General features: G+C 61.4%; 15 protein-coding genes. 10 read left to right on the top strand and 5 right to left on the bottom strand.

Annotated elements, in window-relative coordinates:
- Nucleotides 1-5: 5 nt before the first annotated feature.
- The gene (locus ACOSV0_RS08635) at nucleotides 6-1,715 is read right to left on the bottom strand and encodes a hypothetical protein (RefSeq protein ID WP_434109884.1); all 1,710 of its coding nucleotides are present in this window, start codon (nucleotides 1,713-1,715) and stop codon (nucleotides 6-8) included.
- A gap of 382 nt (nucleotides 1,716-2,097) precedes the next feature.
- Here ACOSV0_RS08635 and ACOSV0_RS08630 point away from each other — a divergent pair, with 382 nt between their 5' ends.
- Complete coding sequence (locus ACOSV0_RS08630) at nucleotides 2,098-2,562, top strand: DUF2501 domain-containing protein (RefSeq protein ID WP_434109882.1); 465 nt, start codon at nucleotides 2,098-2,100, stop codon at nucleotides 2,560-2,562.
- Nucleotides 2,563-2,905: 343 nt separating this feature from the next.
- Nucleotides 2,906-3,403: an acyl-CoA thioesterase gene (locus tag ACOSV0_RS08625; protein WP_434110221.1), complete on the top strand. Its 498-nt coding sequence runs from the start codon at nucleotides 2,906-2,908 to the stop codon at nucleotides 3,401-3,403.
- A 107-nt stretch (nucleotides 3,404-3,510) separates the two neighbouring features.
- On the opposite strand, the gene ACOSV0_RS08620 is transcribed toward ACOSV0_RS08625, so the two are convergent.
- The 3 genes from ACOSV0_RS08620 to ACOSV0_RS08610 all read right to left on the bottom strand — a co-directional run bounded on the left by ACOSV0_RS08620 (nucleotide 3,511) and on the right by ACOSV0_RS08610 (nucleotide 7,012).
- On the bottom strand, nucleotides 3,511-4,950 hold the full coding sequence (locus ACOSV0_RS08620; protein WP_434110220.1) for an ATP-binding protein: 1,440 nt from the start codon (nucleotides 4,948-4,950) through the stop codon (nucleotides 3,511-3,513).
- 72 nt (nucleotides 4,951-5,022) lie between these two features.
- Complete coding sequence (locus ACOSV0_RS08615) at nucleotides 5,023-5,997, bottom strand: response regulator (protein WP_434109881.1); 975 nt, start codon at nucleotides 5,995-5,997, stop codon at nucleotides 5,023-5,025.
- 382 nt (nucleotides 5,998-6,379) lie between these two features.
- A complete protein-coding gene (locus ACOSV0_RS08610; protein ID WP_434109880.1) occupies nucleotides 6,380-7,012 on the bottom strand; it encodes a CGNR zinc finger domain-containing protein in 633 nt (210 codons plus the stop codon).
- A gap of 189 nt (nucleotides 7,013-7,201) precedes the next feature.
- Between ACOSV0_RS08610 and ACOSV0_RS08605 the strand changes: the two genes are divergently transcribed.
- The 8 genes from ACOSV0_RS08605 to ACOSV0_RS08570 all read left to right on the top strand — a co-directional run bounded on the left by ACOSV0_RS08605 (nucleotide 7,202) and on the right by ACOSV0_RS08570 (nucleotide 15,274).
- Nucleotides 7,202-7,897, top strand: coding sequence for an alpha/beta fold hydrolase (locus ACOSV0_RS08605; protein ID WP_434109879.1), 696 nt, complete (start codon nucleotides 7,202-7,204; stop codon nucleotides 7,895-7,897).
- Between the two features lie 82 nt (nucleotides 7,898-7,979).
- The gene (locus ACOSV0_RS08600) at nucleotides 7,980-8,834 is read left to right on the top strand and encodes an alpha/beta fold hydrolase (RefSeq protein ID WP_434109878.1); all 855 of its coding nucleotides are present in this window, start codon (nucleotides 7,980-7,982) and stop codon (nucleotides 8,832-8,834) included.
- Between the two features lie 88 nt (nucleotides 8,835-8,922).
- A complete protein-coding gene (locus ACOSV0_RS08595) occupies nucleotides 8,923-9,693 on the top strand; it encodes an SDR family oxidoreductase (RefSeq protein ID WP_434109877.1) in 771 nt (256 codons plus the stop codon).
- Between the two features lie 162 nt (nucleotides 9,694-9,855).
- The gene (locus ACOSV0_RS08590) at nucleotides 9,856-10,452 is read left to right on the top strand and encodes a nitroreductase family protein (RefSeq protein WP_434109876.1); all 597 of its coding nucleotides are present in this window, start codon (nucleotides 9,856-9,858) and stop codon (nucleotides 10,450-10,452) included.
- A gap of 176 nt (nucleotides 10,453-10,628) precedes the next feature.
- Complete coding sequence (locus ACOSV0_RS08585) at nucleotides 10,629-11,642, top strand: sugar ABC transporter substrate-binding protein (protein ID WP_434109875.1); 1,014 nt, start codon at nucleotides 10,629-10,631, stop codon at nucleotides 11,640-11,642.
- Complete coding sequence (locus ACOSV0_RS08580; RefSeq protein ID WP_434109874.1) at nucleotides 11,639-13,234, top strand: sugar ABC transporter ATP-binding protein; 1,596 nt, start codon at nucleotides 11,639-11,641, stop codon at nucleotides 13,232-13,234. The genes ACOSV0_RS08585 and ACOSV0_RS08580 overlap by 4 nt, the downstream gene beginning before the upstream one ends.
- Nucleotides 13,231-14,262: an ABC transporter permease gene (locus tag ACOSV0_RS08575; RefSeq protein ID WP_434109873.1), complete on the top strand. Its 1,032-nt coding sequence runs from the start codon at nucleotides 13,231-13,233 to the stop codon at nucleotides 14,260-14,262. The genes ACOSV0_RS08580 and ACOSV0_RS08575 overlap by 4 nt, the downstream gene beginning before the upstream one ends.
- Nucleotides 14,255-15,274 carry an ABC transporter permease gene (locus ACOSV0_RS08570; protein ID WP_434109872.1) on the top strand — a complete coding sequence of 340 codons (1,020 nt, stop codon included), beginning with the start codon at nucleotides 14,255-14,257 and terminating at the stop codon, nucleotides 15,272-15,274. The genes ACOSV0_RS08575 and ACOSV0_RS08570 overlap by 8 nt, the downstream gene beginning before the upstream one ends.
- On the opposite strand, the gene ACOSV0_RS08565 is transcribed toward ACOSV0_RS08570, so the two are convergent.
- Entirely contained in the window at nucleotides 15,213-16,520 is a 1,308-nt protein-coding gene (locus tag ACOSV0_RS08565) for an MFS transporter (protein ID WP_434109871.1), read from the bottom strand. The genes ACOSV0_RS08570 and ACOSV0_RS08565 overlap by 62 nt on opposite strands.
- Between the last annotated feature and the right edge of the window lie 33 nt (nucleotides 16,521-16,553).

Below are 16,553 nucleotides of genomic sequence, written 5' to 3'. Positions count from 1 at the left end.
GCTCGTTACTGGTTGTTGATGTTGTTCGGCGCTTTCGGCAGCGACTTGCTGGCCGTCAGCACCACATTGCCGATCTGGCGGTAGTTCAGCAGATTGGTGTTCGGCGACTGCACGCCATAACCGGCAAACGTCACGCTCATGTGAGTCGCGTCGATCTGGATGGCGGTCGGCGCATAAAGACGCTGAGCGAACCATGTTTGCGTCGGGATGATCGGCGCCTTCGCAGGAATCGTCACCGAGGTCTTCGTGCCACCCTGGTTGGTCGTCGTGATCGAGTTGATCGACGCGATCGGGCTGTTGATGTCGTTATAGACCGTCCACGTCTTCAGGTCGTTCGACTCCGCATAGCCGATGTAGTGGAACGCGTCCGAATCGCCGTCCAGACAGTTGCCGCCCGAGAAGTACAGACCCCAGCGGCTGCCGTCGCCATTGATATCGATCAGCGTGCCACGCGGGCTGATCCAGCGGGTGCCGTTGTAGTCCACGGTGGTCGGATCGTTCAGGCCGCTCACCACGCCCAGATCGGTGAAGTTCACGCCGTCTTTCGTCGTGGCCAGACGCACGTTCGAGATATCGTGGTTGGTCTTGCCGCTAAACGGCGCCTTCGTACACTGGTTGGCGCCCGGCATGGCCGTACTGCCGGTGTTGTCGCCGTTCAGGATTTTCTGCACGTACAGCACCGTGGTCGGCTTGGTCGGGTCGGTGTTCGGCACGACGGCCATGATCCCGTCCGGATTCAGCAAACCGGTGGTCTGCTGCACCACGACCGGGTTCACCGAGCCCGCCGTGTTGGTCGTCGCCGTCGCCACTGCGGCGATGTCCTGACCGCCCACGTTCGTGGTGTTGGTGTTCCAGATCGGGAACTTGGCGCTGGCAAGCGGCAGCGAGATCACGTTCAGCGGCGCCACGTCGACCTTGGCCGGATCGCGGTTCAGCGTGTAGAGCATCTGGCCGGTCGCGGCCTGCGTGCCCGGCAGTTGCAGGAGCGATGCGTGGCCCCAGCCGTTGTCGGCGGTGGTCGCTGCATTGGTGCTCGTGATCGTTGCGGGACACTCGCCAGGATTGAGTTCCAGCACGTTCTGCATGAAGTACCAGGTCTTGCCGTTGTCGTCCGACTCGGCCGCGACGACCGACTCGTTGATGTCCTTCGGACGCCAGTCGAACAGCCCGATGATCGGCGTGGTCGTGCCATTCACGTTACCCGTCGTCGTCAGGTTGCTGGTATAGACCAACGGGAAATAGAACGGCGCCATGTTGACGAGCGGGTCGGTCGGCGGGATCACGAACTTCGAGCCGGTGGCGTAGGTCTTCCGAACCGGCGGCGTGACGGTGTAGTCGCAATAGCCGGCGGCCGTGTCGGGAACGTTGCCTGTCGTCAGGAACGGGTTGGTCGTGTTCTGCGTGTTTTTCGGATCGAGCGCCAGCTTGTCGAGCGTGAACGGCGTCGCGCCGGCGCCCTTGCCGATCGACGTGCCCACGTTGATTTGTGCGGCAACCGGCTGCACGCCGCTATCCAGCGACCACTTGACGCTTGCGGCCACCACCGCCGGGCTCGAGGCGGAAACCGGCGCCGACGCGCCGGCCGGTGCGGACGCCGAGCCCGGCGACGACGCAACCGTGGATGCCGGATCGCTGTGGAGACTGCCGCCGCAAGCGGCTAATACCGCGCCTGCCAGCGTTATCGCCGACAGCGTCATGAACGAAGCCTTCCTCATACTACCCCTCTGCATGTTTTGATTAATGGAATCGACAAGCCAAACACAAGCCCGCGGTGCACGCCTGAAGTGCGCACTGCGGGGTACTGAAAAAACCGTGGATTGGTTGCGGCTGCAGAGGTGAGATACAGGTGCGATACGCCGGTTAGCGCACTGCACAGCATGGAATGATTCTGCAGACCCGACCTTGAACGTGACCGCATCATGCGAAAACGCCATGTCGGGGCCGGGTCAGCGAACTTACGTTTCTAAATTCGGATTTCCGCGAAGAGGGATGACTTCCCTACTCTTGCGTCACGCAATATGTAACGTGACGCCGTCTGCCGTCAGTCCGAAAAGAACTATAGTAGAAAGGTTTTTCAGCCAGAAAAGGAGTTCGAGTATGAAAGCACGTACGTATCGCACCGCAGCGCTAGGCATCCTGTTCGCCGCATTGCTACCTGTCTCGGGCGCCCAGGCGCAGCTCGGAAACCTGCTTAACCAGGCCGGAGGCAGCGGAAGCGGATCGTCCGGCGGCCTTGGAAGCCTCGGTAGCATGGGCAGTGCCTTGTCGGGTCAGTCATTGACTTCTGGCAGCACCGGCAACGTCGCGGGCGTGCTGGAGTTTTGCATCAAGAACAACTATGTGAGCGGCAGCGGCGCATCCTCGGTCAAGGACTCGCTAATGAGCAAGCTGCCTGGCGGTTCCAGTGCCGCCTCGTCCGACAGCGGCTATAGCGATGGCGCCAAGGGTATCCTGAGCAGCAGCAGCGGCCAGCAGTTGGACCTGAGCGGCGGCGGCCTGAAGCAGCAGGCCACGAAGCAGATCTGCGACAAGATTCTTGCCCAGGGCAAATCCATGCTGTGAGCATGGCATAGAGAAATGCCTAATGGGTAGAAGCAGGTAGAAGCGGGTAGAAGCAGGCAGAGGCGCCGGGGCGAACGCGTTATGTACCGGCCCCTCTCCCCCGTTCTCCGCCGGCCTGTCACCGGCATCTTCCATGCGATTTTTTCAGGTACGGCGGGTTTCAACCTGCGCGGCAATCGCGCGCGCAACCTGCCCGATCCACGAGAAGTTCAGGATTTCTGCGCCGCATGTTTGTCAGCCAATAGCCATACGGCCCACATCCCCAACAGAATGGGATGTGCCTGCCGTACAGGGAGGCATGCGTGGTTGCCGCAAGCAGCCGTTCCTGCAAAAGGAAAATCGTATGTTGATGCGTGATGTAATCCCTACCGCCCTGAACCGAGGCTCCGCCCTTCTTTCCGAAGACCCGATGGCAACGACCTCGCTCAAGACCTTCCACCATACGTTCGATATCTATCTGAAGGACTCGAACGCGTTCATGAATACGTATTTCTCGCGTTACTTCGAGTGGCAAGGTGTGTGCCGCGAGCGCTGGTTTCATGAATGCATACACAACGACCTGCTGGGATCGGACGGCATGTTCGTGACTAAACGCGCACACCAGGAATATGTCCACGAAACGTTCCCTTTCCAGCACGTGGATTGCTACCTGAACACGGTACAGGTCAAGCAGTGCTCGGCCTACCTGCTGTTTCGCTTCTGCGTGGATGGTCGGCAGGTTTCGCAGGGTTACCAGCAGATCCTGTATGCCGGGCGTGACCGGAAGATCAGGCGGTTCCCGGAAGGGATCGTCGAGCGGGTCAAGGAGTACGAACTGCCGACGACTGCATTAGCCGCCTGATCATAACGATTGACCTTCGCCGTTCAGTTTTTTCCGCTGGGTTTTATGGCTGGGTTTTATCGCAGGGTTTTACGTTAAGTTTCACCGCCAGGTTTCAACTTTAACTTTCACTCCTGACGCCGGCGCAAAGGACGCGCCGGCGCCTTGCTCAGTGCGCGATCCGCCGGCGAGCCCGGTACCGGCAAGCGCACGGTGAATGTGGTGTGCGCACCGCGCATCGAACTGCATTCGATACTTCCACCCAGAAGCTCCGCCGCGCGGCGGCAGAATGCGAGCCCCATGCCCGCGCCGCTTCCGTGCCGCTTGGTCGAGAAGAAGGCGTCGAAGATATGCGGCAGCACGTCGGGCGCGATGCCGGGCCCCGTGTCGCGGAATCGCAAGACGCAAAAGCCCTGCTCCTGAACCGCACTGATGGCGATCTCGCCCTCGCCGCTCACGTGGATAGCGTGCAACGCGTTTTTCAACAGATTGAACAGGACAAAAACCGCCAGCGTGTCCGAGCCTGAAAAGCATAAGGCTGCGTCGATCGGCTCCACGGTGACGCATGCACGTTCGCCGCCGCGGAACGGATAACGTTCCAGCGCCGACGCCACACATTGCTGCATGGAATGAGGACTGAAGCGGGTGCGGTCCAGACGATCCAGCGTGAACGAAGCGAGCGCCATTTCGACCATTGCGCTGGTGCCCGATACCTCCCGCCTGATTGCCGTGGCAAGCTGGCTGACGCGTTCGGGCTGTCCGGAATGCACCTCCTCGTCGTCGTAAAGCCCGTGCGTAACGGCCAGCCGGTAACCTTTGAACACATGGGACCAGACACTGGCGATTTCGTCGGCGTGCATGGCGATCGTCGCGAGCGGCGTCGCGATTTCATGCGCGATGGTCGCCGCGAGCGCATAAGGGTGGATCAGGTGATAGCGGACAATCGTGATCGCGAGCAGTCCAAGGCTGAGGGCGATGAACAGCACCCCCGGCGGATAGAACGCGTAGCCATAGTTGACCGCGTAGTCGACCGCCGCGAACGAATAGAGGCAAAGGCTCGCAAAGCAGAGATCGAGACGCCGGCGCGCTTCGCCACCGGCTTGCTTGCGGGCGGCGAGCAGAAGCTGTCCGCTGCGGCCGGCGAGCAGCACGGTCTGCAACACATGCAAGGGATGCAGCGGCCCGGCGCTTGGATAGTAGCCAAAGAAGTAATGCCGGTAGCCCGCGACCACTTCGTCGCCGGGCAGCAGCACGGCCAGAACAAGACACATGCCGTAAGACGCGAGCAATACCGGCTGCTCACGGCGCCTCGCCGCCACCTCCGTGACGAAGTGATAGAACGTGGTGGGCAGGAAAAGAATGAAGAGATAACCGACCCTGACCAGCACGCTCGCAATGTGGGGATTTTCCGTCTGGAATAGCAAGGTCCATGTGCCCTGCCATGCAAACGTCGTCGCGCACATCAAAAGAAACGGCGCGGACAGACGCGTCACCCCTTGCGTGATGAGTACGTAAAGGCCGAACACCACGAACAGCGCGGACACAAAGGCAGTCGGAATGGCGTACATGTGGCTCAATGTGTCTGGAAGCATTGGGCTATTCCGGCATTTTCATCGCAGAGTAAGCGAAGGGATAGCCCATCATCCGTGGGTTTGCGGATTCCGGTCACGCCGCCATTGCGAAAACGTCAGTGTGTTCACCCCCACATCGGCCGAATCTATCCGGCTCCAGCCATAGAAAGCGTCGTCCCAGCCCGGGATGGTTTGCGGCGTTACCGTCTTGAAGTCCGTACCGGGACGAAAGGCCAGATGCGGCCAGAAAACCGGCATCGATTCGCGTACCGCCATTTGCCTCAACAGTTCGACCGGCCCGCTCTCATCCGCCACGATCTCCGCCTGGGAGATCCAGTCATTCTCCGCCCACGCAAGGAAAACACTCGGCTGGCCCGCACGGTCGAACATCAGGATGGCATTCTGCTCCGGACGCCAGTAGTACTCGACGATGCCTTCAGCGGCAACTATTTCGTCGATCACCCTTTTCGTTCTCGGATCGCAATATGTCGTGCCGTTTTCACCTAAGCCGAGCCAGCCTGACTCTGAACAATGCCTGTTTCTGGCATCTTTTAAAAAATGCACCAGCCGATTGGCTGAATCCGCATCTGTTTTCCGCAGATACAGATCGACAATGCCGGCATTAAAGGCCTTTACCGCGACAGTCTCATCCGCGACGCCGGTCAGGAGTACCTTCGCGCAACGCAGATTGGATATGGACGAAAGAAATTCGACGCCGCTCAGTCCCGGCATGTCGTAATCGACGACAACCGCGGCCACCTCGGTAAATCGGGAATCCCGGATCAGGATGTCCCGCTCCGCCGAGCTTTCGACATACCGCTCCAGCCCCGTCTCGCTCAGACTGGCCGAGGCCGGCGCAAACTCCAGCGAATTCTCGCGGGCATGCTTGCGAATGAAAGCGAGCGCGGTTTGAGGCCGCGTGAAAAACAGATTGGTGGAAATATCCGGAAAGAATCGGCGCAACGCATCAAGGTAGCTATCGCTGTCGTCCACGAAAACGACAGATGACGGATAGAAAACTGGGGGTCGAATAAAATTGTTCATGTTTTTACGTGGAATATGCGGCGTGCCTCGCATCGGCTTACATGCCGGCTTCTCTCACGCTGGCTCCCGGGCCGATTCTCGCTGAACTATATAGTACCGGGGTCTTTGAATGAACAGTGCAAACTTGCGTGCCCTTTCCGCCATAGTATGCAAAGAGAATAATTTAATTTAATCGATTCGAATCCATGGGCGTCGGCCGGCCCGCACTGTGTAACCCCGATTATGCGGTTCGATTCCAGATTACGTGCCGCGCTTCGCAGCGGCATTAATTGCACGCGGTGGTCCCTCTCACCGTCGTGCAATGACGTATCGTCCAATGGCTCTCGCCGGCAATTCCTGTGCTGCCCCCGATGTAATTCCCGGCGATCACGACCGCGCCAGCCTAGCCGATTTCCTGCTCCTTGAGCCGCTTGCGGTGAGCGGCGACCTTCGCGCGATTGCCGCAGATCGCCATGCTGCACCACCGGCGGGCGTGACCCCGCGTGTGATCCGCAAACATCAAGGTGCACCTCGGCCCCTCGCACGCTTTCACGTAGGTGAAATCCTCTTCGCATACCAGCTTCGCCAGCGCCTCGGCTATGGGCATCAGCAGCGACTCCGCTGACGGCCAGCGCCGATTCGCGCGAAGCTCAAAGCGTGTCGCATCGCCCGATCCATGCGTGACGATTTCACCATGTTGCTGGTCCCGCTCGAGTAGCTGATTCAACGGTTCCAGTTCGCGCAAATCCTTGGCGACCAGCGGCCGCCCCTTCCTCTTCCGGACAAATCCCCTGAACCATTCCCGCAACCCACGCGCGTGTGCGGCCACGTCGTCGAGTTCGGCCGCCGTCGACTGGGTTCGTATTGCTTCGAGGGCCGCGCGGGGCACGAACCCTGTCTGGTCCAGCCAGGCAAGCAGGCCTTCTCCGTCGCTGATCCAGTCGACTTCTTCATCGAACGGCGTCGCGACCGAGTTCAGGAAATCGAGGCCCGGCGCATCGGCCACCAGGATTGCGGGGATCTGACGGTAGTCCATCTCTCATGGCGAGCGTGAAGTGACGATGGATACATCGTAACCACTAAAAATGCCCTTGACAAGTTACGACTCCCGTTTGTAACCTGTAAATACAGTTTAATAAGGTTACACAATTCGGCACGCGGCACGCGGCACGACGCGATGGATGTGCCTCACAAACCGCATTCAATTCTTTCAAAGGAGCGAGAAATGTCGATTGGCAATGTGAGCGCGGTGCTGGTGCACGGCGCATGGGCGGATGGTTCAAGCTGGAGCAAGGTCGTCGAACGCCTGGCGGCGCGCGGCATCAGATCGGTTGCGGCGCCGTTGCCGCTCAGTTCCTTGCAGGACGACGTGGCCGCCCTCGATAGAACGCTGGAACGCATCGAAGGTCCGGTTGTACTGGTGGGGCATGCCTACGCCGGCGCCGTGATCGGATCGACACGCGCCGACAACGTGAAGGCTCTCGTCTACGTCGCCGCGCTTGCACCCGACGAAGGCGAAACGGTGGGCGATGTGTTCTACCGCGGTGAAGCGCACCCGCAGGCGCCCGCGTTGTCGCCGGATCGGCATGGCCTGATCTGGCTGCCCGAAACAGCGTTCGCGGCGGCATTCGCACAGAACGCGAGCGCGCGGGAGCTCACGGTGCTCGGTGCAATTCAACGTCCCATTTCTGTTTCATGCATTGGCGAGGCGGTCGGGCGCCCGCTCTGGAAAGATCGGCCGAGCTGGTTCCTGAGCGCCGAACAGGACCGGATGATCAATCCCGACACCCAACATTTCATGGCACAGCGCATGAGCGCGCGCGTGCATTCACACGCGGTCGATCACACGCCGATGGTCACAGCCCCTGACGTCGTCACCGACGTGATTGTCGAAGCGATCCGGACCGTCCCGGCCCGCTAGCAATACCTGCAAACCGTCATGCCGACACACGTTCGCAACATGACATTTCCAACACACCGCTTACCCAACCGGGAGTCAACCCATGTCCTCCATTGCCTATCGTTATGCTGACGTCGACCACGTCAAGGTGTTCTACCGCGAAGCGGGTCGTCCGAACGCGCCGAAGCTGCTGCTCCTGCACGGTTTTCCGAGTTCGAGCCACATGTTTCGCGACCTGATCCCCCTGCTTGCCGGGCATTTCCATATCGTCGCGCCCGATCTGCCAGGTTTTGGCCAGTCGGACATGCCGAGCCGCGATGCTTTCGCGTACACGTTCGACAACATCGCCAACGTGATCGAGCGTTTCACCGAGCAGATCGGTTTCGACCGTTTTGCCCTGTACGTATTCGACTACGGTGCGCCAACCGGCTTCCGGCTTGCGCTCAATCACCCCGAGCGGATCGCCGCGATCATCTCGCAGAACGGTAACGCGTACGAAGAGGGTTTGAGCGAGGGCTGGAATCCGATCCGTGCTTACTGGAAGGATCCTTCGCAGGCCAATCGCGAGGCGCTTCGCGCGATGCTGACGCACGAAACGACCGTCTGGCAGTACACCCATGGCGTACAGGACGCCACCGCCGTGTCGCCCGACGGCTACTCGCTTGACGACTTCTATCTGAGCCGGCCGGGTGCCCACGAGATCCAGCTCGATCTGTTCCAGGATTACCGGAACAACGTCGCGTTGTATCCCGCGTTCCAGCACTATTTCCGTACCCATCAGCCGCCTTTGCTTGCTGTGTGGGGGAAGAACGATCCGTTTTTCCTGCCACCCGGCGCCGAAGCATTCAAGCGCGACATACCGAACGCCGAGGTGCGTTTTCTCGACACCGGCCACTTCGCGCTTGAAACGCATGCAGCAGAAATCGCCGCGGCTATTTCGGGGTTTCTTATTCGCTGACAGGTAAACCACGAGCGGCGATTGTCGGTTGAATCACCGCTCATGCAGCTCATTCAAGCGGCTCATTCACGCATGAAGGAGAAAGGAAATGTCCACGAGAGTAGCAATCGTTACAGGGGCGAGCCAGGGGATCGGCCGCTCAACCGCGATCCGGTTGGCGCGCGACTTTACGTCGATCGTGCTGGTTGCGCGCAATCGCGAGAACCTCGCCCAGACCGCCGACGACGTCAAAAAAGCCGGCGCCGAACCGCTTGCACTCGATCTCGATCTGTCTCACCCCGAGGCCGCACAGAAAGTCGTCGACCAGACGGTGTCGGCGTTCGGGCAGATCGACGCGTTACTCAACATCGCGGGCGCGGTGCCGCAGATCGATGTCTTCGAGATGAGCGACGATCAATGGGATCGCGGCTTCGCGCTGAAGCTGCACGGTGCGCGGCGATTGACGATCGCGGCATGGCCGTCGTTGAAGCAGACGTCTGGATCAGTGGTGCTGATGTCGGGCAACTCCGCGCTGTTTCCCAAAGCACCGTATGCGGCCGTGGGCACGATCAACGCGGCGATTGTGGCGCTGGCAAAGGCCTTCTCGGACCGCGGGATTGCAGACGGTGTCCAGGTCAACAGCGTGCTGCCCGGGCCGGTGATGACCGGCCGGCGGCAATCCTATCTGGAACACTGGGCGCCGCTGCACAACATGACCGTTGAAGAAGCCACGGCGCGCTTTCCTGCCGAAGCGGGCATCGCGCGATACGGCACGCCCGAGGAGATTGCCGAGTTGATGGCGTTCATCGTGTCGCCCGCGGCTCACTGGATGACGGGTTCGACGTTGAGGATGGATGGCGGCGAGGTCAAGTCGATCTGACCCGGTCAATCGAGTCTCCCCACACCGCTACGGGGAATAACGATGTGAGAATAAATCGGTTCATTCACGCTGTTCGGGCAAATAAAGTGATTCGGCATCGCCAGAGGGTTTTGCAGCCCTCAAGTTTGAGCGCCGAATTCTTTCTTTTCAGGAGCAGAGTCAATGACAACATCGAACGCACGTACCGCCGACCATCCGATCGACCGGCAATTCCTCAACCGTTGGTCGCCCCGCGCGTTCACCTCCGACCCGATTCCGGAAGCCAGCCTGTTGACGCTTTTCGAAGCAGCCCGCTGGGCGCCGTCTTCTTACAACTCCCAGCCCTGGCGGTTCGTCTATGCAAGACGCGATACGCCTCACTGGGAACAATTCGTCGGCTTCCTCAACGAATTCAATCAAAGCTGGGCTCGCCATGCAGCGGCCATTGTCGTCGTGCTGTCAAAGAGCACCTTCACGCCGCCCGGCGGCGCGGCTGAAGTTCCGGCTCCCACCCATTCGTTCGATACCGGCGCCGCGTGGGGCTACCTGGCGTTGCAGGCCAGCCTCTCCGGATGGAACGCGCACGGCCTTGCCGGCATCGAGCGCGAGAAGATCCGCCAGGCGCTCGCCGTTCCGGACACGTACTCCATAGAAGCCGCTATCGCCATCGGCCGCGCGGGGGACAAGGCATCGCTGCCGGAAGCGCTGCAGGCGCGCGAGGTACAGAGCCAACGCAATGCGCTGACCGCCATCGCATCGGAAGGACGTCTCGTTCTCTAACGTTCACCCGCAATACCTCACGCATACGACTTGCAAGGGCGCAATTTCCATTCAGCAATAAGCACTGCAGCGCGCCCGTTCTAACCATAGCGGCAATCGATGGTTTCACGCACGGCAGGTTGTTCATTAAAGTCGTTGCGATTGCCCTTTTGGCCCCTTCACCTTCTTTCGATGACATGACACGTCTTAATCAAACCCTCAGATTGCTGACAGCCGCAGTATTGACGATTGTTGCCACCGGCCTTCTCTCCCCGGCTCATGCACAGGGTGAAACAACAACGGGCGACACCGCCGTCCCGTCATTGAAAGGCAAGCGCATCGGCATCACCGCGATCGGTACCGATCACTATTGGGACCTGAAAGCGTACCAGGGCGCCATCGACGAAGTGAAACGCCTGGGCGGCACGCCCATCGCGCTCGACGCCGGACGCAATGACAACCGGCAAATTGCGCAGATCCAGACGCTGATCGCGCAGAAGCCGGACGCCATCATCGAACAGTTGGGCACAATCACGGTGCTGGAGCCGTGGTTGCAGAAAATCCGCCAGGCCGGCATCCCTCTCTTCTCGATCGACACCGCCTCGCCATCGAGCCTGAACGACACGACCTCGGATAATTTCTTTATTGGCGAGCAACTCGCGCTCAAGCTCGTCAACGACATTCACGGCGAAGGCAATATTCTCGTTTTCAACGGCTTTTATGGTGTGCCGGTCTGCGCAATACGCTACGACCAGTTGAAGGCCGTGCTGAAGTACTACCCGAAGGTGCACATCATCCAGCCGGAACTGCGCGATGTGTCTTCAAACACGGTACAAAGTGCGTACGCGCAGATCAGCCAGCTGCTTTCCAAATATCCGAAGGGGCAGATTGCCGCGATCTGGTCGGCGTGGGACGTCCCGCAAGTCGGCGCGACGCAGGCAGTCGATGCCGCCCATCGCACCGAAATCGGCACCTACGCGGTGGACGGCAGTCCGGATATCGTCAACCTCATCAAGGATCCCAAATCGAGCGCGGCGGCAGTGGTCGCGCAGCAGCCCGCGCTGATCGGCAAGACCGCCGTCGACAATGCCGCGCGTTATCTGGCGGGAGACCGCACCTTGCCGCCGTACACCTACGTACCGTCGATCCTCGTCACCAAGAACAACGCCGGCGCGATCCAGCAGACGCTCGGCCAGGTCAGCGCAAAATGAGTGCGGCCGCTTATCCGGCCATGCATTCGGCCACTCATCCGGCCGCACTCGAACTGTGCGACATCGTCAAACAGTTCGACGGCGTGCCGGCATTGCGAGGCGCGTCGCTCGAAGTCGCGCGCGGCACCGTGCACGGCCTGATCGGACAGAACGGCGCCGGCAAGTCGACGCTGATCAAGATTCTCGCCGGCATCTACGCCGCCGACAGCGGCACGATCGCCATCGACGGAGTCACGCGGCCGCTGGCTGCCGCATCATCGAGCCGCGCGCCCCTCGCCGGTATCGAGTTCATCCATCAGGAGCGCCTGCTGCCGGCTACGTTCACGGTCGCCGAAGCGCTGCTGCTCGGCAACGAACCCGCGATCGGCGCGCGCGCTGCCGGTCCGTTGCGGCTGCTGGATGCGCGTCGCATGCAACGGGAAGCGCGCGACGCGCTGCAGACCCACTTCGACATCGAGTTGCCCCCTAACCGGTTGATCGCCGAACTCAGCGTCGCGGAGCAGCAGATCGTGCAGATCACGCGCGCGCTGATCCGCGAACCCGCCATTCTCGTTTTCGACGAACCCACCGCCGCACTCGTGAGCCGCGAAGTCGAGCGCCTGCTGCAGACCATCGACCGCCTTCGGCAACGCGGGCTGACGGTCCTCTACGTGTCTCACTACCTGAACGAGATCAGCACCATCTGCGATCGCGTGACCGTATTGCGCGACGGTGCGGACGTCGCGCATGTCGATGCGCGCAGCACGCCGACGGAGACGCTCGTCGCCGCGATGATCGGCACGGAAGCGGCGTCGCGAACACCCGCGCCGGCGCGCGCACCGGGCGAGACGATTCTGAAGGTCCGCAACCTGAGCGCGCGCGGTCGCTTCGACGACGTCTCGTTCGACTTGCGGCGCGGCGAGATCGTCGGCGTAACAGGCTTGCTGGGCTCGGGGGGCAAACAGGTCGTGCGCAGTCTGTTCGGTCTCGAACGCGGTGTGCAGGGCGACATCGAAATCGGTGGCCACGCAGTACGCCTGCGCCGCCCGCTCGATGCGGCGCGGCGTGGCATCGCCTTCGTGCCGGAAGATCGTCGCGCGCACGGCGTCGCGCCTGCGTTGTCCGTGCGCGAGAACATGACGCTCGCCAGTCTGACGCGTTTCAGCCGTTTCGGTCTGCTCGCGCGCCACCGCGAACGCGATGCCGTGCAGAGGCTGATCGACACCCTCGGCATCCGCACGCCGGGAGCGGAGGCGCCGGTGCGCCATCTGTCCGGCGGCAATCAGCAGAAGGTGGTGCTGGCGAAATGGTTGAGCCGCGGACCGGCGCTCGCTGCGCCGGTTTATCTGCTCGATGAACCGACCGTCGGCGTGGATATCGGTGCGAAGACGGAGATCTATCGGCTGCTGGAGCAACTCGCGCACGACGGCGCCGCCATTCTGCTGTTTTCCAGCGATCTGATCGAACTGCTGGACGTCACGAACCGCGTCCTGGTGATGACACGGGGCCGGATTGTTAGGGAACTCGTGTCGCATGAAACCGATCGCCAGGACGTGCTCGCGTGGGCGACCGGCGCACGCGGACCGGCCCAGCAACAGGAGTTCGCCGTATGAGCAAAGTCATTCATGACAGCACGCGGCGCCCGGCGAAAGTCGAACTGCCCGCAGGCTGGTTCGGTGCACAGTACGGCTTGCGTTACGGTGCGGCGCTCGCCTTCGCCGTTGTGTTTGCAGTGTTTGCCGTCAGTTCGCCCCTGTTCGTCAGCGTCGCGAATCTCGCGAACGTCCTGCAGCAATCCGTCGTGGTCGGGATTCTCGGTTTTGGCTTGACGATCGTGCTGATCGGCGGCGGGTCGGATCCGATCAAAGGCGGTCTCGATCTGTCGATCGCCGCCAACATGGGGCTCTGCGCAGCCGTCTACGCCGTCGTACTCGGCCAGGGCGCGCCGCAAAGCGTAGCGCTCGTGTTGACGCTCGCCACGGGGGCCGCTGTCGGCGCACTCAATGCGTTTGCCGTGATTGGCTTGCGCATTTTTCCGCTGCTCGCCACGCTGACGACGATGAACATCTGCGGCGGGTTCGAACTGGTCCTCACGCAGAATACGTCGGTCCCCGCAGCAGCCCCGGCACTCACCTTCCTGCTGGATAGCGGGCCGTTCGGCGTGCCCCACCTCGCCTATGCACTGCTGATCGTCGCGGCCTTCTTCACCGTGCTGATTCACGGCACGCCGTTCGGTCTGCGGCTGCGCGCGGCCGGCGCGCACCGCGACGCGGCGCGGGCCGCCGGGCTACGCGTCAATGCCTATGTGGCGGCCAGCTATGTCCTGAGTGGCATCACAGCGGCCCTCGCCGCCTTCACGTCCGCCGCGCTACTGAGCGGAAGCTCGCCCGGCGCCGGAGACAATCTGCTTGCGGTGGTCGCCACCGCGTTGCTGGGTGTCGTGTTTTCGCGGCGCCTGGTGCCGACCATTCCGGGCACCCTGCTCGCGGTGCTCTTCATCGGCATCGTCACCAACGGCTTTCAGCTCGACAACGTGTCGAGCTATTGGGTCAATGGCGTCGAAGGCGCGTTGATCCTGTTCGTCGTCGCAACAACAGCCGTCATTCGTCGCCGGTATTCAGGAAATCATGCTCATGATTGAACGCCTTGCAGGCCTGCAGCGTTTTGCGCTGGTGGGCGCCTTGCTTGCCGTCATCGCGTTCTTCGCGGTGTTCGCCCCCGGCTTCGCCCGTCCCGCCAATCTTGCCGATGTCTTGCTGAACAACTTCGCCTTGCTCGCCATCGCGGCGCTCGGCATGACGCTCGCGTTATCGATTGGGGCCATCGACTTGTCGCTCGCCACTGCGGTCGATCTGGCAAGCCTCGTATTCGTGCTGCTGAGCGCACATCACGTCGGAGTGCTGCCGGCGCTGCTCGGCGGTCTTGGTGCGGCGTTGCTGGTCGGCGCGTTCAACAGCGTGCTGATCGCGGGGCTCGGCATCGCGCCGTTTCTTGCGACGCTCGGCACGCTGTTCATCGGTCAGACCATCCAGCAACTCGCCACGGATGGCGGTCAGCCGGTTTATCTGCTCAATATCGCCTTGCCGCCGCTATTCAGCCAGTTGGCGCACGGCACGTTGGCAGGCTTACCCGTGCCGCTGTGGATCGTTGCCGTGCTGGCCATTGCCGTGCACGTGGCGCTCGCGCGCTCGGTATTCGGACGCTACAGTGTCGCGCTCGGCGCACAACCTGGCGTAGCACGCTACTCGGGCTTGCCCGTCGCCGCGATCACGACCGTCACGTTCATCGCCAGTGCGCTCATTTACGGCGTGGTGGGTCTATTGCTGTCGTCGACCGTCAAAGCCTTTGTGCCTCAGGCAGGCAACGGCTATTTGCTGAATGCGATCGGCGCGACCTTCATTGGCACGACGCTGTCGCCCACGCGCCGGCCAGGCGTGACCGGTACGCTGCTCGGCGTGTTGCTGATGAGTCTGGTGGCAAACGGATTGCTGTTGATCGGCTGGAATTTCTACTGGCAGCAGGTCGCAACCGGCGTGCTGATTTTTGCCGTGCTCGCCCTCAGCTTCGCACAGCGGCGGGGCCGCTATCGGCTCACGGCGCACTCTGCCTCGCCAGCCCCTCACCCTGCTGCTGTTCGTACCGGCAGTCATTGACTTTCGGCGCCCATTTCCGCTGCAGGAGCACCACCGTACTGGTCGCACCCAGCACCAGGAACACGAAAATCGCCAGCATGGGCAGTGTGTAGCTGTGTCCCAGATGGAGCAGCCAGCCCGACAGGCTGGCCGACACTCCGCCCGCCAGACTGGTCGCCACCTGCTGCAAGCCCGTGTTCAACCCCACGGCCTGTTTGGGGATCAATGTCAGTTTGACCAGCGCGAGGTTATTCGCGGTGGCGAGGCCCAGCAGCGAGAGTGAAACCACATTCCAGAACAAGGCCATTTGCGGCGAGCGAGTATAGGCACCCAGCAGAACGGTTGTGCCGCCGATAAACCCGGCCACGATAAACGATTTGCGCACCACCACCGCATCGTGCCCGCGCGCAATCAGACGGTCGGCCGCCCATCCGGCAAGCGCCGCCACGATCGCAATGCCGGCGAAGCTGACGAAGGTATAAAGCCCCGACTGCTTCAGCGAGAGACCACGCTGTTCGACCAGATAAGCCGGCATCCAGGTCATACAGTAGAACGCAAAATAGCTGTAGCAGAAGTTGGTAATCAACCCGCCCCATACCACCGGACTCGATAACAGGTTGCCGATCGGCACCGACGCCGCCCGTTGCTTCGCCGCCGCCAGCCCGGCTTTGGACGGGAAATCATTCTTGAGCATCAGCAGCCACGGCATCAGCCAGATCAGCCCCACGAGCCCGGTGACAACAAACATCGCCTTCCAGGAACTCGCGACGATCAACCACGCCGCAATCGGCGCGCCGAGCGCCGGACCCATCTTGCCGCCGATTGAAAAAATGCCGAGCGCCGTACCTTTCTGGGTTTCTTCAAAGTTGTTGGCGAGGTAACGATAGGTGGCGGGAACCACCACGGCTTCGGCGGCGCCGATCATGAGGCGCACGAGGATCAGGGCAAACAGCGTGCTGACCATGCCGGTTGCCGCCGCGGCCAGGCACCACAGCACAAAGCAGATCGCGTAAGGCCATTTCACGCCGTACCGATCGACGAGCCAGCCCATGGGAATCTGCAGGATACCGTAGGACCAGAACACGGCCGAACCGAGCCAGCCGCGCTCGACGTGAGTCAGCAGGAATTCCCGCACGAAACGATGGTCCGCAAGCGCGGCGGACATGCTCGTGCGATCCACAAAAGAGATCATCAACCCGAGCGCAAGCAGCACGAGAATGCCCCAGCGGTTGTCCGGCCGCGACCCTTTCACTCGGGTTGTCTCCATCGATTCATCTCCGGTAATTTTTTTATTCGGCGC

The organism is Paraburkholderia caffeinilytica, from assembly GCF_051027425.1.
Lineage (GTDB): Bacteria > Pseudomonadota > Gammaproteobacteria > Burkholderiales > Burkholderiaceae > Paraburkholderia > Paraburkholderia caffeinilytica_A.
Note: the sequence above shows the minus strand (reverse complement) of the source record. Positions and strands in the feature narration are given on the sequence as shown.